The following is a 24,720-nucleotide window of genomic DNA, read 5'->3' as shown; positions in this document are numbered from 1 at the left end:
CACCAGGGGAGATGAGGGATTACTGCTGTGATTGGCGGGTTAGTAGCGCTTCCAGCCACCGGAGTCGTACGACCCGCTGCCGACCGAGCCCTTGATCCACACCTTGCGGTGTCCGACGTACGAGCGGACCGGGCCGGCGTGCTGAGTGAACAGTCCCTTGTCGACGACGGGCTCGAAGCCGCGGGCCTGCAGGCTGACCATCATGGGGCGCTTGCCGCCGGGGCTCTTGGGGACGGTGATGGCGCAGAGGTAGTTGCCGCTCTTGTACAGCTTCACGGCGCCGGTGGAGAAGGTGAACGTCCTGATCTTGCGGCCCGCACAGGAGGAGTCGGCGGCCTGGGCCGCCCCCGGCGCCGCAAGCGCGAGCAGCCCGGAAGCGGCCAGCACGGCAAGGAACGCCCCGAGCCGCCGCCGTATCGCACCACTGTCCACTGTGATCCCTCCCGTACCCCGGCGATATACGTACGGGTGTACGGACGCAGGACGTATGTCGGATGGTTGCACGACCATCAGTAGGACGCCCCCACCGGCTCCTCGGGCTCGGCCTCCCCGATGAACGTCCGCCACAGCGCGGCATACCGCCCCTCCAGCGCCAGCAGCTCCTCGTGGGTGCCGTCCTCGACGACCCGGCCGTGATCCATGACCACGACGCGGTCCGCGCGGGCGGCCGTGGTCAGGCGGTGGGCCACGACGAGCGTGGTGCGGCGGCCTGCGAGGCGGTCGGTGGCCTGGTTGACCTGGGCCTCGGTGGCCAGGTCGAGGGCGGCCGTGGCCTCGTCGAGGAGGAGGATGTCGGGGTCGACGAGTTCCGCGCGGGCCAGGGCGATCAGCTGGCGCTGGCCGGCCGAGAGGTTGCGGCCGCGTTCGGCGACCTCGTGGAGGTAGCCGCCGTCGAGGGTGGCGATCATCTCGTGGGCGCCGACCGCGCGGGCCGCCGCCTCGACCTCGGCGTCGGTGGCGTCCGGGCGACCGTAGGCGATGGCGTCGCGGACGGTGCCCTGGAAGAGGTACGCCTCCTGCGGGACGACGCCGAGACGGTGCCGGTAGGAGGTGAGGTCGAGGGTGCGCAGGTCCTGGCCGTCGACCGTGACCCGGCCGCCCGTGGGGTCGTAGAACCGCGCCACCAGCTTGACGAGGGTCGACTTGCCGGCGCCGGTCTCGCCGACGAAGGCGACGGTCTGCCCGGCGGGGATGCTCAACTCGATGCCGCTGAGCGCCTCTTCCCCTTCTGCCTCATCGGCGGAGCCGTACGCGAAGTGCACGTCCTCGAAGGCGACCTCGCCGCGCAGGGAGAGCACCTCGAGGGGTTCGTCGGCGGACTTGGTGGAGGTCGGCTCCTGGAGCAGTTCCTGGATGCGGCCGAGGGAGACGGTGGCCTGCTGGTAGCCGTCGAAGACCTGGGAGAGCTGCTGGACCGGCGCGAAGAACAGGTCGATGTACAGCAGGTACGCGACCAGGGCTCCGGTCGTGAGCGTGGCGTCGTCGACCCGTCCCGCGCCCGCGACCAGCACCGCGGCGGCCGCCACGGACGACAGCAGCTGCACGAAGGGGAAGTAGATCGAGATCAGCCACTGCCCCCGGATCCGCGCCCTGCGGTAGCTGTCGCTGCGCTCCGCGAACCGCCGGCCGCCGTCGCCCTCGCGCCGGAAGGCCTGCACGATCCGCAGCCCGGAGACGGACTCCTGGAGATCGGCGTTCACCACCGACACCCGCTCACGGGCCAGCTCGTACGCCTTCACGCTCGCCCGGCGGAAGAAGAACGTGGCGACGATCAGCGGCGGCAGCGTGGCGAAGACCACGAGCGCCAGCTGCACATCGATCACCAGCAGGGCGACCATGATCCCGAAGAAGGTGACGACGGAGACGAACGCGGTGACCAGACCGGTCTGCAGGAAGGTCGAGAGCGCGTCGACGTCGGTCGTCATCCGCGTCATGATCCGGCCGGTCAGCTCCCGCTCGTAGTAGTCGAGCCCGAGCCGCTGGAGCTGGGCGAAGATCTTCAGCCGGAGCGAGTACAGGACCCGCTCCCCGGTGCGCCCGGTCATCCGGGTCTCACCGCGCTGCGCGGCCCACTGCACCACCACGGCGAGCAGGGCCAGCAGCGAGGCCGACCAGACCGCGCCGAGGGCCAGCTGGGAGACGCCCTGGTCGATGCCGTGCCGGATCATGATCGGCAGCAGCAGGCTCATGCCCGCGTCCACGGCGACGAGCCCCAGGCTCACCAGCAGCGGCAGCCCGAAGCCGCGCAGCAGCCGCTTCAGGCCGTAGGACTCCTCCGGCCGCACCGCCCGTGCCTCGTCGATGTCCGGGGTGTCGTCCGCCGGGGGCAGCGCGTCGACCTCGGCGAGGAGTTCGGGGGTGGCGGGCATCCCGGTCAGCGCGGTGTCCTTGCGCTCGCGGTCGCCGGTCCACAGGCGGGGCGTCAGCCCGCGCTCGGCGTCGAACTCGGCGTCCAGCTCGTCCCGTACCGAGGTGTCCTCGGCCGGCGCGGAGGGCCGGGTGTGGCCGGGCGATACGCCGCCGAGCTCGTCGGGGTCGGTGAGCAGACGCCGGTAGAGGGCGGACCGTTCCTGCAGCTCCTCGTGGGTGCCGATGTCGGCGAGGCGGCCGGCGTCGAGGACGGCGATGCGGTCGGCGAGGTTGAGGGTGGAGCGGCGGTGCGCGATGAGCAGGGTGGTGCGGCCCTGCATGACCTGCTTCAGGGCCTCGTGGATCTCGTGCTCCACCTGGGCGTCCACGGCGGAGGTGGCGTCGTCGAGGACGAGCAGGCGCGGGTCGGTGAGGATCGCGCGGGCGAGGGCGACACGCTGGCGCTGCCCGCCGGAGAGGGTCAGCCCGTGCTCGCCGACCTTGGTGTCGTAGCCGTCCGGGAGCTCGCGGATGAAACGGTCCGCCTGGGCGGCGCGCGCGGCGGCCTCGATCTGCTCGTCGGTGGCGTCGGGGCGGCCGTAGGCGATGTTGTTGCGCACGGTGTCCGAGAAGAGGAAGGAGTCCTCGGGGACCAGTCCGATCGCGGCCCGCAGCGAGTCGAGGGTGAGCTCGCGGACGTCGTGGCCGCCGATGAGGACGGCGCCGTGGGTGACGTCGTAGAAGCGCGGCAGGAGGAGGGAGACCGTGGACTTGCCGGAGCCGGAGGAACCGACGACGGCGAGGGTCTCGCCGGGGCGGATCTCGAAGCTCAGCCCGTCGAGGACCGGGCTGGTTTTGCCGGGGGCGCGGTCGTAGCCGAAGGAGACGTCGTCGAACTCGACCGTCGCGGGCGCGTCGGCGGGAAGTTCCTTCGTCCCGTCCGTCAGGGACGGCTCGGTGTCGATCAGCTCCAGGACGCGCTCGGTGCCCGCCCGCGCCTGCTGCCCGACCGTGAGCACCATGGCGAGCATGCGGACCGGCCCGACCAGCTGGGCGAGGTAGGTGGAGAAGGCGACGAAGGTGCCGAGAGTGATGTGCCCACGGACGGCCAGCCAGCCGCCGAGCGCCAGCATGGCGACCTGGCCGAGGGCGGGAACGGCCTGGAGCGCCGGGGTGTACGTGCTGTTCAGCCGGATGGTGCGCAGCCGCCCGGCGAACAGCCGCCGCCCGACCTCCCTGAGCTTCCCGGTCTCCTGGTCCTCCTGCCCGAAGCCCTTCACCACGCGTACGCCGCTGACGGCGCCGTCGACCACACCGGCGACGGCGGCGGCCTGGGCCTGCGCGTACCAGGTGGCGGGGTGCAGCTTGGAGCGGCTGCGCTTGGCGATCCACCACAGGGCGGGGGCCACGGCGAGGGCGACCAGGGTCAGCGGCAGTGACAGCCAGGCCATGATCACGAGGGAGATCAGGAAGAGCAGGAGGTTCCCGATGGTCATCGGGAGCATGAACAGCAGGCCCTGGATCAGCTGGAGGTCGCTGGTGGCGCGGCCGACGACCTGCCCGGTGGACAGCTCGTCCTGGCGGCGCCCGTCGAGCCGGGTGATCGTCTCGAACATCTCGGTCCGCAGGTCGTGCTGGACGTCGAGGGCGAGGCGTCCGCCGTAGTAGCGGCGTATATAGGTGAGGACGTAGACGAGGACCGCGGCGCCGAGCAGGGCACCCGCCCAGGGGGCCATACGGCGGCTGTGGTCACCGATGACATCGTCGATGATCACCTTGGTGACCAGCGGGACCAGCGCCATGACGGCCATGCCGCCGAGGGAGGAGCCGAGGGCGAGGAGGACGTCCTTCGGGTAGCGCCAGGCGTATCCCGCCAGCCGTCGTGCCCATCCCCGTTGCGGTTCCACGCGGGTGCCCTCCGTCGCTCAGAAGTCCTGATCTACCGGAAGGCACCAACACGCACCGGGGCGGATTTCATCCCGCCGCAACAAAACAGGGGCGGGGCTCAGACACGTACCCGCAGGTGGTAGAAGCGGGTCGTCTGTGCCGCGTTCTGGTTGTCGTCGCTGACCAGCAGCACCTTCAGGCGGCCCTTCGAGTACCCGGTGACCGCCATTCCCTCGATGTTGTCGAGGAGCGGGTTGGGCTGGGGCTGCCTGGCCGTCGCTCCCAGTGACGGGCAGGTCACCATGTCCGTGAGCAGGGTCTTCTTGATCAGGCGTACGCCGGACTGCCCCGTCAGGTTCTCGATGCCACTGGTGTCCGTCGCGTGGCGCGGGTCGGCCAGGTAGAGGCGGACGGTGTTGCCGACGCCCGGGGTGAAGCCGCGCTCCAGGACGAGCAGACGGCCGTCCGGGGTGGCCTGGACCTCCGGGACACCGAGACCGGAGTCGATCGGGTACGCGTACTGGGCGCCGAGCCGGAAGTGCCCGCCCTTCGTCCGCTCCCAGGTCTGGAAGCGGACGATGTTCGTGGCGTCGCCGGATATGGCGTTCTCCATCGACGCCAGCAGGGTGTGGCCGCCGGGGAGGAGGGTCAGGCCCTCGAAGGTCTGGTTGGCCGTGGCGCGTCCGGCGGGGGTGACGAGGAGCGGGGACGGGACCGGGAGGCGGTCGAGGATCCTGCCGTCCGTGCTGTAGCGGCGGATGGACGGCTCGGTCTCCGAGGTGATCAGGCGGGTGCCGTCACCGTCGATGACCAGGCCCTCGCTGTCGAGCGCGGCGCCCTTCTCGTCGGCGAGCGGGACGACGGACCGCGGCGCGAGGGTCTTCCGGTCCAGGCTGAACAGCGAGGAGCGGTCCTCCAGCGCGGCCAGCGATCCGTCGCGGTCCACGGCGAGCGCGGAGAAGTTGCCGACGAAGGTGCCCTGGTACGTCGTCTTGTCGAGCGCGTCGGAGAAGCGGTCGATGGAGACGGAGGGCGAACAGGCGTGGCTCTGCCGTGTGTCGGCAGTGGCGGGCCCGGCGGCGGTCAGGCTGGTGGCCGCCGCCAGGGCCGCGGTGGCGGTCGCGAGTACGGTTCTCAGGCGCATGGGCGTCACCGTACGGCTGGTGGGTGACGGGCGGGAGACCGGGAGGGGTCAACTCGCGGCGAGGTCCCGGTGAATGACCTTGGCGACGCCCTGGATGGTGTTGACGCCGTAGTTCATGGTGCTGTTGCCCCACGTCAGCACCGTGATCATGTAGTCGTGGCCGCCACCGTCGAAGGTGCCCACGCTGTGTACGCGCCAGCCGTGCGTGGAGCGCTGCAGCCAGCCGTTCTTGACGTGGACCGAGACGCCGGAGGGAGCTCCGTACGGTGTGCCCCAGCGCTGCGAGGAGATGACCTGGCTCATCAACTTGAGGATGTACGCACGGGCGTTGTCGCTCAGGACCGTGTTCTGCGCGGTGATCAGCTTGAGCAGCTTCTGCTCGTCGGTGACGTTGATCTGGGTCAGGCCCCAGTAGCCGTTCGCACCGGGGACGGTCTTCGTCATGCCGGCGGCGCTCAGGAAGCCCTTGATCTTCGTCAGGCCCAGCTGCTTCCAGAGCTTGCTGGTCGCGGTGTTGTCCGACTTGGTGATCATGGCCTTGGCCAGCGAGGCCTCGGTGTCGGTCAGATAGCGGTTGTGCTTCTTCGCGTCCCACAGCAGCGTGGCGAGGACGGTGACCTTCACGACGCTCGCGGAGTCGTAGGAAGAGGTGGCCCGCAAGGAGCAAGTCGTGTTGGTGGAGCGGTCGTAGAGGCCGACCGCGACGGTGCCCGTGCGGTTCGCGAGGGCGGCGGTGATGTCCTTCTGGAGCTTGGTGGCCAGGGCGGCCTTGGAGGACGTGCAGCTGACGGTCGGTGTCGTGGCGGCCGCGGCGGGCGAGGCGGCGGCCACCGCGGGTATGAGTACACCGAGCCCGAGGGCTCCGGTGGCGAGCGCTCTCGCACGTCTGGTGGAAGTCCGGTGAGTCATGCCTCTGTTGACGCACGAGTTCGACTGAATGGTTGTACGCATCAGCGGGCCCGTTGGGCAAAGGAAGCGCAAGGCGTTACCGCGGCCTGGGCCAATTCACAGGCGGGAGCCAGGTTCGCCACAGCGCGCACTCACTCCGCCTTTGCACGATGCGCTCGTGACATCTGCCACCGATCCACTCCCCCACACCACCGAGACCGTGTCCGCCGACCGGCCGCCGCAGGCCCCACCCGCGGTGCCCCCGGACCAGGCGCCCCGCTGGTCGCTGCCGGCGCTCGTCGCGATCCTGCTCCTCGCGGCGGCCCTGTATGCCTGGAACCTCTCCGGCTCCAGCATGAACACCTTCTACAGCGGTGCCGTCTGGGCGGGCACGCAGAGCTGGAAGGCGTGGTTCTTCGGGTCGCTGGACCCGGGCAACTTCCTGACCGTCGACAAACCGCCGTTCGCGCTCATGGTCATGGGTCTGTCCTGCCGTGTCCTCGGCTTCGGCACCTGGCAGATGATGGCGCCGATGATCGCGGTCGCCCTCGCCACCATCTGGATCCTGCACGCCCATGTGAAGCGGGTGTGGGGGCACGGCGCGGCAGCCGTGGCCGCGCTGGTGCTGGCGCTCACCCCGATCACCGTCGCCATCAACCGCGACAACAACCCGGACACCCTGCTCGTCTTCCTCATGGTGGCGGGCGCGGCGCTGGCGTTCCGCGCCACCCGTGACGAGAAGCTGCTGCCGCTGCTCGGCTCGGCCGCCTGCTTCGGCCTCGCCTTCAACACCAAGCTGCTCGCGGGCTGGATCGCCCTCCCGGCCGTCTTCGCGCTCTACCTCCACGCGTCGAGGGCCCCCTGGGTGAAGCGCGTCGTCAACCTGCTTCTCGCCGCGGTGGTGCTGGCCGTCTCCAGCTTCTGGTGGGCGGTCGCCGTCTCCCTGGTCCCGGCCTCCGACCGGCCCTACATCGGCGGCTCCACGGACGGCTCCGCCTGGGACCTGATCATGGGCTACGACGGCCTCGGCCGTGTCTTCGGCGGTGAGGGCAACGGCGGAGGCCGCGGTGGCGGTGGCGGCGGCTTCTCCGGTTCCGCGGGCCTGGGCCGGATGTTCAACGACATCCTCGGCGGCCAGATCTCCTGGCTGCTGCCCTTCTCCGCGATCGCCCTGATCGGGGGACTGGTCCTGTGCGGGCGCGCCCCGCGCACCGACCTGCGCCGGATGGCACTGGTCCTGTGGGGCGGCTGGACCCTGCTGCACTACGTGATCTTCGCGACCGCCCAGGGCACCATGCACCCGTACTACACGACCGCGCTCGCCCCGGGCATCGCGGCGCTGTGCGGCGGCGGGGGCGCCATGCTGCTGGACGCCTTCCGCCGCGACAGGCTCTGGGCGTGGGTGCTTCCGGCCGCCTTCGGCGTCACCGGCATCTGGGCGATCGTGCTGCTCCGGCGCGCCTCGGGCTGGAACACCTGGCTGTGGCCCACGATCGGCGTCCTGACCGTGGTGGCCGTCGTCGGCATGCTGGTGTCCCGCTCCCGCGCCCGGCTGCTGACGACGTCTCTGGCGGCGGCGGTCATCGCGGCCCTCGCGGGCCCGACGGCGTACGCGGCCTCGCCGGCCTTCGGCTCCTCCGGCGGCATGATGGGCGGCACCAACCCGACGGCCGGCCCGTCGACGGGAGGTGGCTTCGGCGGCGGACCCGGCGGCAGCCGAGGCGGCTTCCCGGGCAGTGGCGAGCTGCCGGGCGGCACCCGGGCAGGCGGTTTCCCCGGCGGCGGACAGCAAGGCCAGAACGGTGAACCGCCGGGCGGCGGTCGGACAATGCCGGGCGGGCCCCAGCAGGGCGGCCGTCAAACCCCCGGCACCAGCGGCGAGTTGAGCGGTGCTTTCGGACAGCGCGGCTTCGCCCGCGGCGGCATGGGCGGCGGCCCCGGCGGTATGGGCGGCGCGGACAGCGAACTCATCTCGTACCTGAAGGAGCACCAGGACGGCGCCAAGTGGCTGCTCGCGGTCTCCAACTCGCAGAGCGCCGCCCAGATCGAGCTCAGCGCCAGGGAACCGGTCATCTCCATGTGGGGCTTCACCGGCTCCGACAACGCGATGACGGTCGCCAGGCTCAAGGCGCTGGTGAAGAAGGGCGAGCTGCACTACATCCAGATCGGCGGCGGAGGCATGGGCGGCGGCATGGGCGGGGGCCCCGGCGGCGGCAACAATCTCAGCACCGAGGTGTCGAACTGGGTGCAGCGGCACGGCACGGCGGTCAAGGAGAGCGCATACAGCAAGAGTTCGACGTCGAACGCGACCCCGAACATGAACTCCTCGTCCTCATCGTCGCCCTCGTCGTCCTCGTCGTCCTCGTCCCGTTCGAGCTCGTCGTCGCTCTACCGCCTCGACCCGTCGGACGTCAGCTGACGGACTCCGACACCGAGGGGCCCCGACCACATGGCCGGGGCCCCTTTTTTACGTTCCGTTTACCTGCCCGACATCATGTCCATGCCACTCTCCTTCTTGCCGCCTCCATTCAACCCGCGTAGATGGGAACCCCCACATGACGGCGACACGCACCCGCCGCTGGAAGTCGGTGGCCTGGGCCACCGCGGCCCTCCTCGTCGGCCTCACCACCCCGGCCCTGACGGCGACTCCGGCCGGCGCCACGACGACCGACTACGACTCGACGTACTACAAGAACGCGATCGGCAAGACGGGCGCGAGCCTCAAGTCCTCCCTGCACACGATCATCAGCAGCCAGACGAAGATCTCGTACGACGCGGTCTGGAACGCGCTCAAGGTCACCGACCAGGACCCGAACAACAGCAACAACGTCATCCTGCTCTACAGCGGTGTCTCCCGCGCCAAGTCCCTCAACGGCGGCGACACGGGCGACTGGAACCGCGAGCACGTATGGGCCAAGTCCCACGGCGACTTCGGCACCTCGACCGGCCCCGGCACCGACCTGCACCACCTGCGCCCCGCCGACGTCCAGGTCAACGCCATCCGCGGCAACCTGGACTTCGACAACGGCGGCAGCGCGGTCACGGGCGGCGGCGGCAGCAAGGTCGACTCCGACTCCTTCGAGCCGCGCGACGCGGACAAGGGCGACGTCGCGCGCATGATCCTCTACATGGCGGTCCGCTACGACGGCGGCGACGGCTTCCCCGACCTGGAGCCCGACGAGAAGGTCAACAACGGCAGCAACCCGTACATCGGCAAGCTCTCGGTCCTCAAGCAGTGGAACGACGAGGACCCGCCGAGCGCCTTCGAGGAGAAGCGCAACCAGGTCATCTACGACACCTACCAGCACAACCGGAACCCGTTCATCGACCACCCGGAGTGGGTGGACGCGATCTGGTAGCCATCGCAGTGGCTGAACTCCCCTACTAACACGGGGAGTTCAGCCAAACTTACCCAATATCACCCATCCAGAGTCGCCGCCCCAGCTCGTCGAGGTCCGCCCGCCGCTCTTCGTACTCGGGCAGCGCAGTCCGCAGCAGCCGCCAGAAGTCTTCCCGGTGGCCGGACACCTTCACGTGGGCCAGTTCATGCGCGATGACGTAGTCGATCAGATGCATGGGCAACTGGAAGAGCGGCCACCCGAGACTCATCAGTCCCTTGGCGACCGCTCCGTCCTGCGGCGGCCGGTAAGAACCCCATCGGTCCCCCAGGTCCCGCACCTCGAGTTCCGGCTCGGTCACACCCATGCGGGCTGCCCAGGGCTGTAGCCGTTGTCCCGTCCAGTTCCGGCCGGCCCGGCAGTACCAGTCGACGAGCGCGGCCCGCCCCGCCTGCGGTTCGGCCGCCAGATCCGGGCTCATGACAAGGCGACCTGCAACCAACCGGACGCTTCCTGTCGCCTCTTCCTCGCGGGACACAGCCAGCCGGTACGTCCGCCCCAGATAGCGGAAGACCTCTCCGTCGGCGAGCTGTTTGGCAGGGCTGAGCGGGCGAGTGCACTCGCGCTGCCGCCGCTTGGTCAGCAACCAGTCCCAGTGAGCTCGTACGAACTGCTCCGCCTCGGCCGTCGGACGTCCGACAGGGGTGTGCAGAGTGAGGGTCGCGTCGGCCTCGACCGTCAGGGCGAACCGCTTCCTGCGGGCACTGACGCGCACGCGCAGAGCCAGCCCGTCCACAGTGAGCAGGGCTTCTGGAGCAGCAGACGTCGAAGGATCGGCCGGTGCGGTCACCCGCCTATTCTCCCCTCGCCCTGCTCCGAAACTGGCGAAGGTTGTTCTGCGCGAAGGACGCCAGGCGCTCGGCCGCATTGTCCAACAGCCCCCACTCCCCGCCCACGGGCCGGACACCGCCGCTGAGCAGGACTTCGTGGAGGTCGCCGGCCAACATGCTGATGTCCTGGTGCTGCCCCTGGTATGACGCTCTCGCCATGGCCCGGGTCGCCGCGTCGCACACCTTGCCCGTGAGCTGCCTGATGTCGCCCTGACCTGTAAGCCTTATCCCAGGGGTGTCCTCCAGGATCTGCTCCACCAGCCGGTACACCTTCTGTTCCAATGGCGTGAGACCGGCGAGTTCTGGTGCCTCCTCCTGCTCCTGCCTAACCTCCGCGATCAGCGGCCCGAACTCCTCGACCTGTTCCTCGAAGCGGCCCGGCATCGTGCGCAGGATCTCTTCCAGGCGCTCGGAAAGCCGCGCGTACTTCGCGGGGTCCTCCCGCTTCGTCCGCTCCTCAAGATGGAATCGGAGCGCGTGCCCCATCTCCGCCGCGGCCTCCTCCGGAGGCAACCGCCGCACGGCGTCGTCGAAGCTGAGTGCGGTGAGTGAGACAGGCGGGATGACCTGATCGATCTCCGGACCCTCAAGGTGGTCGGCGATCATTGCCCGGACCTTGCGGCCGTACCGCCGCAGCGTGAACGTACCGCCCTCGTCGTCCCGGCACAGCCGCCGCACCCGCTTCTGGAGCAGGGCCCAACGCCGGGCATCCGCAACATAGTCAAGGGCATCCTCGTGCGGAAGGACCCGCTCAAGGGTGGCGAGGAAGGCGTGAAGCACCTCGTCGAAGTCGAAGCGCAAAGCCTCGGGCTGCAGTGCGAGCGCCGCAGGCCCCAGCTTGGCGAGCTGGTCGAGTCCCGCGTCGTCGATGCCGTTGCGCCGCAGGAAGTCACGGACCTTTTCGGCGGCGAGACCGAGATTGCCCACCTCGTCGGACAAGTTCCGCATGGTGTCGGTGACATCGGCGTCGCGGTACCCGGCGAGTGCGCTGGAGAGGTGTTCGAAGACGCCGTAGTAGTCGACGACGTAGCCGACTTCCTTGCCGGGCGAGGTGCGGTTGACACGCGCGACCGCTTGCAGGAGCTCGGCGTCACGGATCGGCCGGTCGAGGTAGAGCACCTGCTCGCGCGGAGCGTCGAACCCCGTGAGCAGCATGGACTTCACGATCAGGAAGGCGATGGGACTGTCGGGGTGCACGGGGTCGGGCACCGAGGTGGGGGGCGGCGGCATCTCACTGCTCGCGGTATCGGACCAAGGGGCGTTCATACCGCCTTGAAGGTCGGTCGGCGGAGCCTGGCCTTGAGGCGCATTGAAGGGCGTCAAGGCGACCCATTCCGAATCGGGCGCCAGCTCGGGAAACGACTTCTGGAAACGCTCGATGTACGCCTCCTGACGACCGGCATCGGTCCACTCCCGCCACTCCCCCCGCTTGTGCCCCGATCCCGGCGAGATGACCGGCACGAAGTCGACCCGACGCAGCAACGCCCGGAAGTGGTGGGCCTGGTAGAGATAGCGCAGCTTGCGGGAAAGCCTTTCCAGCGGAGTTCCGGCCACTGACTCCGGATCGAACTCGGCGAGTTCGGCGAGCAGTTCATCCCGGGCCCTACGCAGAGCGTGGTGGTACTGGACGGCAGCCTTCCGGCTGACGGCCGCGACCTGGGCCTTGAAACCGCCGGGCAGCACGGTGGTCACCCAGTGCTCCAGCATGTCCTCGGCCTTCGCCTCGATCATCGGAACCGACTCGGCGACGTCCCGCTCGGTGGGCCACCGCCTGAGCAGTGCGGCCTTCTCCTCGGGGGTGCGGTCCCGGACGAGGTCGTCGAATCCCTCGTCGAGGACCTCCCCGTCACGGACCTCGCCTTCCCCGGTCCGCCCCTCGTAGCGGATACGGACGACTACGCCGTCGTGCTCGGCGTCCTCCATCCGGTACTCGTCGAGAAAGCCGCGCGGCGACTCACCCCGCCCGAAGATCCGGCGCGTGTCCTCCTCACGTCCGGTGATGATCGGCGTACCCGTGAACCCGATCTTGGCGGCGTTCGGGATCGCCTTGCGCAGGGCGGCGTGCAGGACGCTGGTGTGCGAACGGTGTGCCTCGTCGACGAGGACGAGGATGTCCGGCGAGGTGTTGCACTCGGGGAAGTTCGGGACGGGGCCCGGGGTTTCGGCCTGCTCTCCTTGTTCGCCCTCCCCGACCAGGTCCCGGTCGTCTCCGCTGCCTTCCGCGTCCCCGGCGAAGGTGAACCCGGTCCCGTACTTCTGGATCATCCCGAAGACGACGCGCCGCCCGCCGTCCCGCAACAGCCCTTCCATCTGCGGCCGTGTCTTCGCCGTCTCGACATCGGACTCGCTGAGTTTCAACGTCCGCGAGAGCTGGGTCTGCAACTGCGTGCGGTCGGTGACCACGACCACCATGAACTCGCTGAGCCGATGGTGCAGGTGGACCCGCCGCACCAGGAACGTCATGGTTAGCGACTTGCCGGAACCCTGTGTGTGCCAGATGACCCCACCACGCTCGTCCTCCGTGTCCCGCCCGGCACGGGTCCGCCCGGTCAGCAGTCTGCGTACTGCCTTCTCGACGGCCCGGTACTGTTGATGCCGGGCGACGGCCTTCACCGTGCGTACGGCCCCGCCGTCCGCCCCCGACTCGACGGCCATCGGGATTACGTAGTGCCGTACGACGTTGAGCAGGGCGGCCGGCCGCAGGACGACTCCGACGAGCTTCTGCTGCTCGCTGAGCGGCGCGGGCGCGGACGCTCCGGTGTCGTCCGCGAGCAGCCCGGCGGTACGCAACTCCCGCCGCAGCGTGCTCTCTTCCTCCGGTTCGACACTGCGCCACGGGTGGAAGTGCTCGGGCTCGGAGGTGACGGTACCCAGGTGGGCGGTCTCGCCGGTCGCGGCGACGAGGAGCTGCACGGTCCGGAACAGTTCCGGCACACCGGCGGGGAGTGGGGCACCGGCGGCGTCGAGGTCCAGGACGGGATTCCCCGCGTAGTGCCGAAGATCGAGTACGGCACTACGGACGGGCTCGGCGAGATCGGCGCTCTTGCACTCGACGGCGACGAGCGGGATGCCGTTCACGAAGAGGACGAGGTCGAGTATGGACAGCTCACCGGAACGGCTGCGCACGCGGAGCTGGTCGACGACGGTGAAGGTGTTGCGCGTGACGAGGTCCGGGTGCCACTCGATGTACTGGACGGTGGCGGACGGCCCGCCGTGCGCGGCGGAGGGCGAGGGAAGTGTCCAGCCGTGGAGCAGCATGTCGGTGGCGGCGAGGTTTGCGTGCACGACGCCGTTGCCGAGGGAGCCAGAAGCAAGTTCGTTGACCGCCCGCTGGATGTCGTCGTCGCCCATCCAGGGCTGACCGTCACTGCCTCGGAGGTTGATGCGCCTCAGCGCGGGCCCGAGCTGGTCGACGAGTAATGGCTTGGCCGCGTCAAGCGTGTCCAGCTCCACGCCCGGGACGTGCGTCCACCCCATCGCTTCCAGTTGCGCGACGAACGGCCGCTCCACCTCGTCCCGCTCGACGTGCACCACCACGGCCCCGCGCCTCCCCGTACGTCCCTCTGTTCCCGGAGATCCATTCTGCGCCCTGGGGGCGAGGTGAGGGGAAGAGATCCGGCCGGAGGACATGGCTGAGCGCGCGGACGTACGAGGCTTTGTGGCGGTACGTCCGCACGCTCGGCGGGGCGGGAGGGTCAGGTGCCGGAGTCCTCCTCAGGGACCTCGTCGTCATCGTCCGAGACGTGCAGGCGGGCACCTCGGCTACGGGCGATGCGGTGCACGTCGTGCAGTGATTCGGTCAATCGGGCGGCGAGGAAACGGAGTTGGGGCGCGGTGGCCTTGCGGTCTGCGAGGAGATCGACGGCGTGGTCGAGGAGGTCGCCGGCCATGCCGAGTTGGATGGCCTCTACGTTGTCGGCGACGCGGGAGAGATGACCGGTGCCGGTGCCGTCAGCGACGAGGTAGCAGGGGTTGCCGTCGAGGTTGGTCCAGGGGAGGAGGCGGGGGCGGGTGGCTGTGGTGGCAGCGATGTCGTGGCTCTCGTAGATCACGCGGCGGCCACCTCGGCGGCGTGACTCCGCCGGGAGCCGACATCGACACCGTGGATACGCCGTGGCCCTACGTCGACGCCGTGCACGGCGAGACAGAGGGCCCGGCGACGGGCTCGTTGCTCCTTGGCCCGCTCGCGCTGTTCGTGGGTGAGGAGGTAGGGGCGGATGAGTCGGGAGTCCTCACCGCGGAGGGGGATTTCGTGGCGGGAGGGACGGTGGCTGGCAGGTTCGGCGGGGGCAGCAGGTACGGGGGCCCCGACACGGTCCCGACGCCGGTGCTGGCCGGAGGCGGGCCAGAGCAGCCAGAGCAGGGGCTCGATGAGGCGAGCGATATGGTGCAACACGTCTTCAACTCCATTGCAGTTGAGGGCCATGCCCCCGGGCCGTCGCGAGCGGTCGCGGGGGTCCTTGCTTCGGCCGAGATCACTCGGCGCCTGTGCAAGAGGTAACCGCTCGGACACCCTCCGCAGGTACCGTTGGAAGACGGTAGGACCGTGAACACCGTGAACGCCGTCGTTGAACACCATGCAGGCCGTCGGGAGTTGAGGACATGGCACGGAAACGCACCCCCAACCGCGCCCTGGACAACCTGCTTGACCAGGCACGATGGACCAGGACCCAGCTCGCACAGCAGGTGAATCGCCTCGGCCCTCAGGCAGGACTCGACCTCACGTACGACCGCACCGCGGTCGCGCACTGGATTGCAGGGGTCCAGCCAAAGTCCCAGGTCAGGGCCCTGATCGTCGAGGCGCTCTCGGCACGGCTAGGACGACCCGTCACCCACGCGGAAGCCGGCCTGGAGCCTGCACCATCACTCACGGGCTCGCAGAACGCTGACACTGTCGAGGAGTTGATCGACCTCGGAAGGGCAACTATGGATCCGTCCCGCCGCAGCGTGCTGGCCGCCACGGTCTTCTCTGCCGCACTGTCAGTTCCGGCCTTCGCCCTCCCCGCACGAGCGGCGGATGAATCGGTGACTCCCGGCAAGAAAACCGTTCGTATCGGCTCTTCTCAGGTGCAGTCGATCCGCACCATGACCGACCGTATCGCCGACATCCTCGACGAGCTCGGCGCCGGACACGCGATGCCTATGGCGTCCGCGTTCCTCGTCAACACAGTCGGTCCCTGGCTCCGGGCCCAGGCCACGGAACCCGTCCGCAAGGACATGCTTGCCGCCGCCTCCGACCTCACGTACCTGACCGGATGGATGGCCATGTACGAGAAGGCCCACGGCCTCGGACAGCGCTACTACGTCCAAGCCCTTGGCCTGGCGCGCGAGGCGGAAGACCGCGTCACGTACTGCAGGACCCTGCGCGGCATGTCCCTCCAGGCCTCCAACCTGGGCTACGGTCCCAAGGCCCTGGAACTCGCGGACTCCGCAGCACAAGCAGCTCCCTCTGCGGGCCCACGTCTCGTGGCATTCCTACGCGGCCAGCAGGCCCATTCCGCGTCCATGGTGGGCCTGAAGCAACAAGCCCACGCTCGCCTGAAGGAGGCGGAGGACGCGCTGTCGAAGGCGGACAACCGCAGGGATGCGATCGGCGGCTACGACCAGACCGCCTACCTGTTCCACGTCTCCCACGTCCTTTGCGAGGAGAAGGACTTCGCGGGCTCGATCAAGGCCCTGAAACAGTCGATCCGCCTCCAGCCGAAACAGGAGCGCCAGGGCCGCACGCACGCCTATGCGCTTCTCGCGCAGCGCCAGCTACGAGTGGGCCACTTGGACGCAGCCTGTGAAAGCTGGTCACGGTTCCTGGACGAGTACGAACACGTCTCGTCCAACCGAGGTGACGACCACTTCCGCGCGATGAGCCAGGAACTGCGCCGGCATTCATCTGCCAGCCCTGTACGTGAGCTTGCGCGCCGTGCGCGGGATGTGGCTGCGGCCAAGGCGGCATGAGCAGCTGCAAGTGCAAGGCCCTGGACGGCAACCCGACCGGCGTCCCGGTCCGCGGCTCCAAGGCTCCACAGAGCCTCGCGTTGATCTTCCCGTCAACCGGCTGGACGTCGTTCGTTTCGGCAGTCAAGGACGGAACCCTCGCCGCTTGACCGCTCCCCACCACAAGTCGTCCGGCCCCCGCCTCATGGTGCGGGCCGGGCGTCGTCTGCTCATGCCGCTGCGACGGAAGCTGCGGCTCGCCCCGACAACAGGTCGTCCACAAGCCCCTGCTTGAGACGACGGAGCTTGTTCAACTCGCTGGATTCTCCTGCAATGTTTACATCGCAGGCAGAAACAGCAGCTACAAGATCCCGCTGCTCAGTGAGCGATACGAGCGGAAACTCCAAACCCGCAAATCGCTCGCCTCCCAAGTGCGCGATACTGGTTGTCTTCTTGGCGATCCCAGCGAAGACGCCGGACTGGAGCCAGTGTTCGAAAATGATCTGTGCATACCCCGGGACTACCCGCTCCCCAGGCCGAAACCTCACCAATGTATTCTGAAAGAAGAACTTCCCAGGCGCGTCTCTGTAGATGGCGCTACGCCCAACAAGCTCCAAACTCTGCCCCTCGTTGAGAAGAATGTCTCCGGGGAGGAGCCCGTATACCAACCGTTCCGCCTTTGTGAAGCCCATGGTGTTGACGTCCGAGTAGTCGATCCACCCAGCATGAACGTTGGCTACCCTCAGGTATGGGTACTGCTCCGTCGCGGCTCGGCTGTCGGGCGAAAGCTGCTTACCCATGCGCACTTCACCGAGATCACGGACAGGTGTCCACTCGGGCTGAATCCGACCCATGAAATCAAGCAACGTCCCCTGCCGCACACTCCGCAGTTTGGCGATCGACGCCTCGATGGCACGCTCCAGCTCCGTGACACTGTCGAGCACTTCAACGATCCGCCGCTGCGCAGCCACCGGAATCAAGGGGAACAACAGCGCCCCGAACCTGTTCCCACCCAAGTGCGAGATGCTCGTCTTTTCCGCGATCCCCGCGAAAACCGCGTTGGCGCGCCACCAGACAAACACCGCTTGTGCGAACTCAGGAATGACAGCCGGACCGGGCCGGAACCGAATCAATGTGTTCTGAAAGCAGAACTCGCCGGGTGCGCCGTCGTACAGTGCGCTCCGCCCCACATTCATCAGATTCTCCTGCCCTTCGTTGAGCAGGATGTCGCCTGGCAGGAGCCCATACGTCTCCCGCTCCGCAGCCGAGAAAGCCATGGAGTTCAGGTCCGAGTAATCGATACGCCCCTCATACACGTTGGCCACTCGGAGATAGGGCCACTGTCCTGCACCCGTACGGCTCGCCGGCGAGAGCTGCTTACCCATACGGACGTCCCCGAGTTCCTTGACGGGAACCCAGGAGACGGATGCGTCACTCCACATAACCCAGCTCCTTCAAGAACCCGTCCAGCTCTCCGGCCGCCCGCTCCCGCCCCGCCCGGATCTCCCTCAGCGAAACCGCGTACTTCTGCTCCCACGTCTCATAAGACGCCGCCAACTCCCGCTGCCACCGCACCACATGCCCGTCCAGCTTCGCCGCCAGGTCGTCCCGCAGCAGGTCGAGCACCACCCGGCGCTCCCCGTCCGCGTCCAACTCCTCCCGCGCCCGGAACAGCCCCGGCGCTTCCTCCCCCAGCATCGGCGGATCGCTCGGGTACGGATAGCGGTGGAAGTCGGCCTCAAGGCGTTTGATGTCCGCGCCCGCCTTCGTGCGTGCCTTCTTCACCCTCGCCAGCTCAGCCGTCAGCTCTGCCAGCTCCTCGACGCTCAGGGCGACTTCCTCAGAGGCGTCCTCACCCTCGGACGGGTCACCGTCAGCCTCGGCATCCGGTTCCTCCCCACCCCCGGCAAGCCGCGCACTCAGCTCCTTGAACCGCGCGTCGGCCTCCGCCTTCCGCGCGTCCGCCTCCGCCAGCTTCTCCAAGAATCCGGGAGCGATGGCCGCAACCACCTTGTGGTCGTACGCCTGTCGCCGCTCCGCCGCCGTCCTCGCCCGCAGCTTCTTCGTCCGGGCGTCCTGTTCGGGCGAGAGCATCGTGTCGACGTTCTCGACCCACCCGTCGACGACACCCCCGAACCCGTTCTCCGACAGCGCGAGCAGGTCGTACTTCGCGTCCCACCACCAGCCCGCGACCGCGCCGGACAACGCGTACCGGTCCAGCAACCCGACCCGGCCCAGCCGTTCCACGAACGACGACATCAGCTGTCCCCGCACCGCCATCAGCGCGGCCTTGCGCTCAGAGGACGTGGACGCGGCAAGAGTCTCAGGTGTGGCCGCCACCGCCTCCAACCTGCGGGCCGCGGACTCCTCCCACCACTTGCCGAACTCCGCCCGCAGTTCCTCCTCCCGAGGCCGGGCCAGCTCGCCCAGCTCGGGACCGCCCGCCGTCTCGTCCCGGAAGTCCACATACGCCGGGTCCGCCGGCTCCCGCTCCACGAACAGATCGGTCACCCCGATCCCGTAGGAGTCGAGCAGCGGCTTCTTCGCCTCGATCTCCGCGCGCGGGACCCCGCCCACCAGATGTGCCCGCACGTCCTGCGGCTCGGGCGGTGGCGTGTTGTCCACGTACCGGCGGATGTTGAGGTTGTCGTCGTTGGCCGCCAGTTCCTCACGGGTCACGATCCGCGAGAAGCCGGGCACCTCCTCGTACGCGTGGAACGTCGAGACGATCTTCTCGGCGTGCTCGGGGAGCAGAATGTTCTGCGCTCGCTCCGCGTGGAACTCCCGGTCGGCGTTGATGAACAGCACCTTTCGCTCCCGCGCCTGGTCCTTTCGGCCCGGCGGGCGGAGCACCAGGATGCAGGCCGGGATGCCGGTCCCGTAGAAGAGGTTCGGGGCGAGGCCGATGACCGCCTCGATGGTGTCCTTCTCCAGCAGCTCCGTACGGATGGCCTGCTCACCGCCGCCCCGGAACAGCACCCCGTGCGGCATGACCGTGATCACCATGCCACCACGCGCGCTGTCCCGCTTGGCCTCCCACAGCATGTGCTGGAGGAACATCAGGTCGGCCTTGCCGCGCTCGCTCGTTTTCCCGTACTTGGCACGCTCGGCCGGATGCGCCAGGTCCTCGACGACGTAGTCCAAAGAGAACGGCGGATTGCTGAGCACCCCGTCGAAGCGGTCCTCGTCAGACCGAGGCACATGCGCCGGCTGCGAAAGCGTATCCCCGGTGGCCAGGTCGAAGCGGCGCACCCCGTGCAGGACCATGTTCATCGTCGACATGATCCAGGATCCGGAGTTGGCGTCCTGTCCGGCGAAGAACATCGACGACGTGTCGCCGCCGTGCTCCTCCACGTACTCCGCCGCGTGGATGAGCATGCCGCCCGACCCGACGCACGGGTCGTAGATCCTCATGTTCTCGGTGGGGGCGAGGAGTTCGACCATCATGCGGACCACTGCGCGCGGGGTGTAGAACTCGCCGCCCTTGCGTCCGGCCGTGTCCGCGAACTCCTTGATCAGGTACTCGTACGCGGCACCGATCAGGTCGGGGAACTCGAAGTCCTCCGTGCGCAGACGGATCCGTCCGAAGTGCGCGATGAGGAGCTTCAGGCGCTGGTCGGCGAGCTTGGCCGCGCCGGACGCGGCGCCCGATCCGCCGATGCGGTTGAAGTCGAGGTGGTCGAAGAGGCCCTTGAGCTTGTCGTTCTGCCTCTCGAGCGCTTGCAGCGCGGGACGCAACGCCTTCTCGTTGATGTTGTGAGGGACGGCGGAGATCTCGTGCCAATGCGCTTCCTTCGGCACGTAGAGCACATCGCGCTTGCGGTAGGGGCCCGCCTGCTCCAGGTAGCCGGGCAGGTCTTCGTCGCTGAGCTTCAGCTCCTCGACCGCATACTCCCTGAGCTTGTCCCTGGCCGCCTCGAACTCGTCGTTGGCGCGCTTCAGGAAGAGCAGCCCGAAGATGTAGTCCTTGTACTCGGAGGCGTCCATCGTGCCGCGCAGAATGTCCGCCGCGGCCCACAGATGCCGTTCCAGCTGGGCGAGCGTGAGCTTGGCCATGTACGCGACTCCCTACGACCCGACCTGAGACAACGGAGAGACTTTATTGCCCGGCCGGGGTCATACCGAAATCAGCCTGCGGTGGTGGCCTACGGGGTCAGTACGTGTCGATGTGCAGCGCTTTCTCCACGAACTCATACACATCTGTGTACGGGTCCCTGTCCCACTTGGCCACATGCGCTGCGTGCTGGCTGTTCATCCGCTCGGCGTTCTTCCGCGCCGTCTTGTAGCGGCCCAGGACCTGGCCCGGCAGGACGAGCTTGGCATTGTCGGCGTCCTGGGAACCTCGCTGAAACGGCAGCCGTCGGGCCGCCTCACCGCACACCCCGTCGAACGAGCCGCTGACCGGCTTGTAGTGCGCGAGGCGCCACACCTCGAAGCACGGATGCGAGAAGGCGACTCCGATACCCGCCTTCTCCGCCTTCTCCAACGCGTCGCGGATGTACTTGTATCTGTCGTGGTCGAAGAGGCACCAGACTTCGGGCAGGTACTTCGCGTCCAGTTTGGCCCGCTTCGCCTTGCGGTCCTCTTCGCGCTTCAGCTCGACCGCCTGCTCGACGAGGTCGAGCGGCTTGCGCCCACTGTCCGCCTTTCGGTTGGCGATGTGCATCTCCACCGGGACCTTGTCGGCGTACGGGACACCCTGGTCCTTGAGGATGTCGAGATACGACGGCTCGGTCACCTTGCCCTCAGTGAAGACGAAAACCTGGCGCCTGCGCTGCTGCCCGCCTCGTCGGGCCGGACGCTCCCACGAGTCCTTGCCCTTCTGCGCCCGCCCCATCAGTCGCGCCCCGCCCCGTCCGCTCGATCGCCCGTCTCGTCGTACGTACCGGTCTCGCGCGCTGCCAACAGCCGTCGCGCGATCTGCCCCTCCAGGAGAGCCGGAACGCCACCAAAGGCCCCAGCGAGATACGACTGCGTGAGGTCCTCGTCCTCGCTCGGTTCCACCTCGGTGAGCGGATACAGCTCGGTCGCCCCGTCCTTGTCTTTCTGCGTCAACCAGACCTGTGCGGGGTCGAGGAGCCGCTCGCCGCTCGGGGTGGTAAGCACCGTCGCGTCGTGCGAGGTGAAGACCAGCTGGGCGCCTTTGGGGTTCGCGTACGAATCATGGAAGAGCCGTACGACCTCCGCGGCGAAGCGGGAGTGCAGGCTGGCATCGAGTTCGTCGACGAGCAGGACCGCGCCTTCGTCGAGGGCGAGGAGCAGCGGGCCGAGGAGGGCGAACCAGGAGCGGGTGCCGTAGGACTCCTCCTGCCAGTCGAAGGACACGTCCCCGGCGGCTGAACGGTGTGTCAGCTTCACCGCGTCCTGGCCCGGGCCCTCCTGGATGACCGTCGCCCCTGTGATGCCAAGGTCGGCGACCCTCAGTAGCTCCTGGATCCGAGTGGCCCTCGGACCCGACAGCTCCCTCGTGGTGTAGCGCGCGCGCTCGTCCCGCTCGACCTCCGGGCTGATCATCCAGAAGTTGCGGCGGAACCAGTGGAAGAGAGGAGAAAGCTGCGGGTGGTTGTCGGTGCCGGCCGTAGAGAGCAGCAGGGCGTTCGGACGCGTACGCCGTACGAGCTGTGCCCGGTCCTTGACACGCCCGCCCGGCCACTTGAAGACATCGGGCCGGGAGGCGTCCCGGTCGAGCCATTCCTGTCGGCGGCCTCGCGGATAGCTGTGCAGCCACTCGGACTCGACACGTTTGGCGCCGAGCTCGAAGCCGTACGTCCAGCGGATCGAGTCGATGACGACGTCGACCTCGAAGAAGGACGGTTCATTCTCGCTCTTGGAGTCCAGGGCGAAGACCTGGCGCGGGATGCCGTCGTAAGAGGCCCAGCGCGCATAGGAGTTGAGGACGGCGTTGCGCATGTCGGTCATCGCGGCCAGCACGTTCGACTTACCGGAGGCATTGGCCCCGAAAACACCGATCAGTGGCAGTACGGCGATGGATCCGCCGCCCGCAAGATCTACCGGGTTCGCCGACCCGGCCCCTTCGTCGCCGGACGCGACAAAGGACAGCTCCTGCTCGTCTCGCAGGGACCGTACGTTCGCGACGCGGAACCTCAGCAGCACGCTGTCCTCCTCTCCCGGCTCAGGGTAACGGCCGCATCTGACATCAGCCTGGCTGAGGGCGTCTGTGACCTCACGGAACATATCCCGTGAAGGTCATCGCGAACAGCCGATCGGGGGATCAGTCCGAGCCCACGTGTGGAGGCGCGAACATCCGCAGGACCGCCGGCAGCACCACCACCGACAGACCTGGTGCCGCAAACGCCGTCACGAGGTCCGTCTTCAGGGGCCCGGGAGTCGTCCGCACCCCTGGGGCACCGAAGGGCTCGGCCAGGGCCACGTAATCGGGGCGGGTCAGTTTCGTCGCCATGGTCTGGCCGAAGGCGTCGGTCATGCACTCGCGCCGGACGTCGTAGCCACCCTCGTCGACGACGGGCCGCCTAATATCTCTGCGGCGATCGCGGGGGAACTCGTCACGCACGTTCCCCGGCGGTCCCCGATGCCCGAGAGGGCAGAAGGAGCTGTCTCACTCCTCCCCGATCCTGCACAGGCCCGGAGTGGGCCGAGGCGATCTGGTAGGCGGTCGGGCCACGGCTGTCAACGCAAAGGCGCCGCCTCGCCCCAAGTGGGCGAGGCGGCGCCGTTTTATGGCACCGTCCATTGCATCGGGGCGTCAGAAGCGGGGCGCTCCCGGCGCGTGCTGCGGCGCCGGGATGAGGGGCTGGACCACACCGAGGCCACGGCGGCCGGACGGGGTGCAGGTGATGTCCTCGGCCGGCAGCTTTCCGGTGCCGAGGTAGGCGTTGACGGCGCGGTTGGCGCAGGCGTGCGGGTCGTCGGAGTAGACGCCGTGGCCCTCGCCGCCCTTGACGTACACCATGCGTGAGCCCTTCAGGGCGCGGTGCATGCCGAGGCCGCTGGCCAGGGGCGTCTGGGAGTCCCACTGGTTCTGGACGGTGAGCAGGCCGACCTTGTTGTCCACCGTGGTGACGGGCTCGCTCGGCTTGCCCCAGAACGCGCAGGGCATGATGTTGGAGCCGAAGTCGCCGTAGAGCGGGTACTTGGCCTTGTCCTGGATCGCGTCCCGCCGGTACTGCTCGGGGTCGCGCGGCCAGGCCGCCGTATCACCGCAGACCACGCTCCAGAAGGCGGCGGTTCCGTTGTCGTCCGGGATCTGTGCGGCGGCAGCCGCGGACCGGCTGGGCTCGCGGCGGTCGTCCGGCGCGGGGGAACGGTGGGCGGGCGCGTGGCCGTCGGCGGTGTTCTTGAGGTCGACGACCGCCTGGGCGGCGGACTTGGGGGTGAAGAACTCGGCACGCAGCATGGCGCGGATGTCGTCCCCGGTGATCTTCTGGTCACCGTCCTCGATGGGAGTGCGGTCGGCCCGGGCTATCAGGTCCCAGAACGTCTTCTTCACCTTGGCCGGGGTGGTGCCGAGTTTGTAGGTGCGGTGGTGCTGCGCGGTCCACTTCGTCCAGCGGGTGAACGCCGGTTCGGTGCCCTCCGCCCAGATCTGGATCATGGCGCGCCAGGCCCGGGCGGGGTCGACCGCGCTGTCCAGCACGAAGCGGTCGGTCCGCCGGGGGAACATCTGCGCGTAGACGCCGCCCAGGTAGGTCCCGTACGAGTAGCCCAGGTAAGAGAGCTTCTTCTCGCCCAGGACGGTGCGGATGACGTCCATGTCGCGGGCGGTGTTGCGGGTGGTGATGTACGGCAGCTTGTCGCCGTTCCTGGCACGGCACTTGTCGGCCACGTTCTTGGCCCACTTGACGTCACGGTTGAACGTCTCGGGGTGGTAGGCGTGTTCGAAGTTCTGCTCCGAGCCCGTGAGACCGCAGGTGACCGGGCTGCTGCGGCCCACGCCGCGCGGATCGAACCCGATGAGGTCGTACTGCTCCCGGACCTTCTTGGGCAGCGCGTCCTTCATGTAGACGGGCATGTCCAGGCCCTCGCCGCCCGGTCCGCCGGGGTTGAAGAGAAGCACGCCGTGCCGCTTGCCCGGGACGCTGGTCTTCAGCCGGGACACTTCCAGCTTGATGGTCTTGCCGTCGGGGCGGCTGTAGTCGAGCGGGACCTTGACCGTCGCGCACTGGAACGCGGCCGGTGATTGGGCGTCACACCGGCGCCAGGAGAGCCTCTGATCCTCGAATCTCTTCAATGGTTGCGCCGCGGATGCCTGCGCCGGTACGAGCGCGGGGCCCAGCACTGCCGTGACCGCGACTGCGAGCAAGGGCGCCATGCG

General features: G+C 68.5%; 17 protein-coding genes and 1 pseudogene. 4 read left to right on the top strand and 14 right to left on the bottom strand.

Annotation, left to right across the window (positions count from 1 at the left end; genetic code table 11):
- Positions 1–39: 39 nt before the first annotated feature.
- The 4 genes from ACWC1K_RS15345 to ACWC1K_RS15330 all read right to left on the bottom strand — a co-directional run bounded on the left by ACWC1K_RS15345 (position 40) and on the right by ACWC1K_RS15330 (position 6,289).
- Positions 40–432, bottom strand: coding sequence for a hypothetical protein (locus ACWC1K_RS15345; protein ID WP_450831585.1), 393 nt, complete (start codon positions 430–432; stop codon positions 40–42).
- Between the two features lie 77 nt (positions 433–509).
- Complete coding sequence (locus ACWC1K_RS15340; RefSeq protein WP_450831584.1) at positions 510–4,256, bottom strand: ABC transporter ATP-binding protein; 3,747 nt, start codon at positions 4,254–4,256, stop codon at positions 510–512.
- 98 nt (positions 4,257–4,354) lie between these two features.
- Positions 4,355–5,380 (bottom strand): esterase-like activity of phytase family protein, encoded by a 1,026-nt coding sequence (locus ACWC1K_RS15335; RefSeq protein ID WP_450831582.1) that lies wholly within the window; start codon positions 5,378–5,380, stop codon positions 4,355–4,357.
- Between the two features lie 48 nt (positions 5,381–5,428).
- Entirely contained in the window at positions 5,429–6,289 is an 861-nt protein-coding gene (locus ACWC1K_RS15330) for a serine hydrolase (protein ID WP_450831581.1), read from the bottom strand.
- Between the two features lie 157 nt (positions 6,290–6,446).
- Between ACWC1K_RS15330 and ACWC1K_RS15325 the strand changes: the two genes are divergently transcribed.
- Together ACWC1K_RS15325 and ACWC1K_RS15320 are read left to right on the top strand one after the other, a co-directional pair.
- Positions 6,447–8,687 carry an ArnT family glycosyltransferase gene (locus ACWC1K_RS15325; protein WP_450831579.1) on the top strand — a complete coding sequence of 747 codons (2,241 nt, stop codon included), beginning with the start codon at positions 6,447–6,449 and terminating at the stop codon, positions 8,685–8,687.
- 136 nt (positions 8,688–8,823) lie between these two features.
- A complete protein-coding gene (locus tag ACWC1K_RS15320) occupies positions 8,824–9,627 on the top strand; it encodes an endonuclease I family protein (protein WP_450831578.1) in 804 nt (267 codons plus the stop codon).
- Positions 9,628–9,676: 49 nt separating this feature from the next.
- On the opposite strand, the gene ACWC1K_RS15315 is transcribed toward ACWC1K_RS15320, so the two are convergent.
- The 4 genes from ACWC1K_RS15315 to ACWC1K_RS15300 all read right to left on the bottom strand — a co-directional run bounded on the left by ACWC1K_RS15315 (position 9,677) and on the right by ACWC1K_RS15300 (position 14,892).
- Positions 9,677–10,456 (bottom strand): M48 family metallopeptidase, encoded by a 780-nt coding sequence (locus tag ACWC1K_RS15315; protein WP_450831576.1) that lies wholly within the window; start codon positions 10,454–10,456, stop codon positions 9,677–9,679.
- Positions 10,457–10,460: 4 nt separating this feature from the next.
- A complete protein-coding gene (locus tag ACWC1K_RS15310; protein WP_450831575.1) occupies positions 10,461–14,033 on the bottom strand; it encodes a type I restriction endonuclease subunit R in 3,573 nt (1,190 codons plus the stop codon).
- Between the two features lie 158 nt (positions 14,034–14,191).
- Positions 14,192–14,548: a hypothetical protein gene (locus tag ACWC1K_RS15305; RefSeq protein WP_450831573.1), complete on the bottom strand. Its 357-nt coding sequence runs from the start codon at positions 14,546–14,548 to the stop codon at positions 14,192–14,194.
- Positions 14,545–14,892: a hypothetical protein gene (locus ACWC1K_RS15300; protein WP_450831571.1), complete on the bottom strand. Its 348-nt coding sequence runs from the start codon at positions 14,890–14,892 to the stop codon at positions 14,545–14,547. Before ACWC1K_RS15300 ends, ACWC1K_RS15305 begins: the two co-directional genes overlap by 4 nt.
- Positions 14,893–15,098: 206 nt before the next feature.
- On the opposite strand from ACWC1K_RS15300, the gene ACWC1K_RS15295 reads away from it, so the two are divergent.
- Together ACWC1K_RS15295 and ACWC1K_RS15290 are read left to right on the top strand one after the other, a co-directional pair.
- Positions 15,099–16,448, top strand: coding sequence for a hypothetical protein (locus ACWC1K_RS15295; protein ID WP_450831570.1), 1,350 nt, complete (start codon positions 15,099–15,101; stop codon positions 16,446–16,448).
- Entirely contained in the window at positions 16,445–16,597 is a 153-nt protein-coding gene (locus tag ACWC1K_RS15290) for a DUF397 domain-containing protein (protein WP_450831568.1), read from the top strand. Before ACWC1K_RS15295 ends, ACWC1K_RS15290 begins: the two co-directional genes overlap by 4 nt.
- Before the next feature lie 60 nt (positions 16,598–16,657).
- On the opposite strand, the gene ACWC1K_RS15285 is transcribed toward ACWC1K_RS15290, so the two are convergent.
- The 6 genes and pseudogenes from ACWC1K_RS15285 to ACWC1K_RS15260 all read right to left on the bottom strand — a co-directional run bounded on the left by ACWC1K_RS15285 (position 16,658) and on the right by ACWC1K_RS15260 (position 24,717).
- Positions 16,658–17,812 (bottom strand): restriction endonuclease subunit S, encoded by a 1,155-nt coding sequence (locus ACWC1K_RS15285; RefSeq protein WP_450831566.1) that lies wholly within the window; start codon positions 17,810–17,812, stop codon positions 16,658–16,660.
- A 46-nt stretch (positions 17,813–17,858) separates the two neighbouring features.
- Positions 17,859–20,483, bottom strand: coding sequence for an N-6 DNA methylase (locus tag ACWC1K_RS15280; protein ID WP_450831565.1), 2,625 nt, complete (start codon positions 20,481–20,483; stop codon positions 17,859–17,861).
- A 97-nt stretch (positions 20,484–20,580) separates the two neighbouring features.
- A complete protein-coding gene (locus tag ACWC1K_RS15275; protein ID WP_450831563.1) occupies positions 20,581–21,264 on the bottom strand; it encodes an RloB family protein in 684 nt (227 codons plus the stop codon).
- A complete protein-coding gene (locus tag ACWC1K_RS15270; RefSeq protein WP_450831562.1) occupies positions 21,264–22,541 on the bottom strand; it encodes an AAA family ATPase in 1,278 nt (425 codons plus the stop codon). The genes ACWC1K_RS15275 and ACWC1K_RS15270 overlap by 1 nt, the downstream gene beginning before the upstream one ends.
- 118 nt (positions 22,542–22,659) lie before the next feature.
- Positions 22,660–22,911: pseudogene (locus ACWC1K_RS15265) on the bottom strand (thiamine pyrophosphate-binding protein); the annotation flags it as partial.
- Positions 22,912–23,151: 240 nt separating this feature from the next.
- A complete protein-coding gene (locus tag ACWC1K_RS15260; protein ID WP_450831561.1) occupies positions 23,152–24,717 on the bottom strand; it encodes an alpha/beta hydrolase in 1,566 nt (521 codons plus the stop codon).
- Between the last annotated feature and the right edge of the window lie 3 nt (positions 24,718–24,720).

This window comes from Streptomyces sp. NPDC001492, assembly GCF_053597275.1.
This window is presented reverse-complemented; position numbering and strand designations above follow the sequence as displayed.

Coding starts and splice junctions, on each gene's coding strand:
- ACWC1K_RS15320 (WP_450831578.1), top strand. CDS start 8,824: ATGACGGCGACACGCACCCGCCGCTGGAAGTCGGTGGCCTGGGCCACC.
- ACWC1K_RS15260 (WP_450831561.1), bottom strand. CDS start 24,717: ATGGCGCCCTTGCTCGCAGTCGCGGTCACGGCAGTGCTGGGCCCCGCG.
- ACWC1K_RS15295 (WP_450831570.1), top strand. CDS start 15,099: ATGGCACGGAAACGCACCCCCAACCGCGCCCTGGACAACCTGCTTGAC.
- ACWC1K_RS15285 (WP_450831566.1), bottom strand. CDS start 17,812: ATGGGTAAGCAGCTCTCGCCGGCGAGCCGTACGGGTGCAGGACAGTGG.
- ACWC1K_RS15330 (WP_450831581.1), bottom strand. CDS start 6,289: ATGACTCACCGGACTTCCACCAGACGTGCGAGAGCGCTCGCCACCGGA.
- ACWC1K_RS15335 (WP_450831582.1), bottom strand. CDS start 5,380: ATGCGCCTGAGAACCGTACTCGCGACCGCCACCGCGGCCCTGGCGGCG.
- ACWC1K_RS15290 (WP_450831568.1), top strand. CDS start 16,445: ATGAGCAGCTGCAAGTGCAAGGCCCTGGACGGCAACCCGACCGGCGTC.
- ACWC1K_RS15275 (WP_450831563.1), bottom strand. CDS start 21,264: ATGGGGCGGGCGCAGAAGGGCAAGGACTCGTGGGAGCGTCCGGCCCGA.
- ACWC1K_RS15280 (WP_450831565.1), bottom strand. CDS start 20,483: ATGGCCAAGCTCACGCTCGCCCAGCTGGAACGGCATCTGTGGGCCGCG.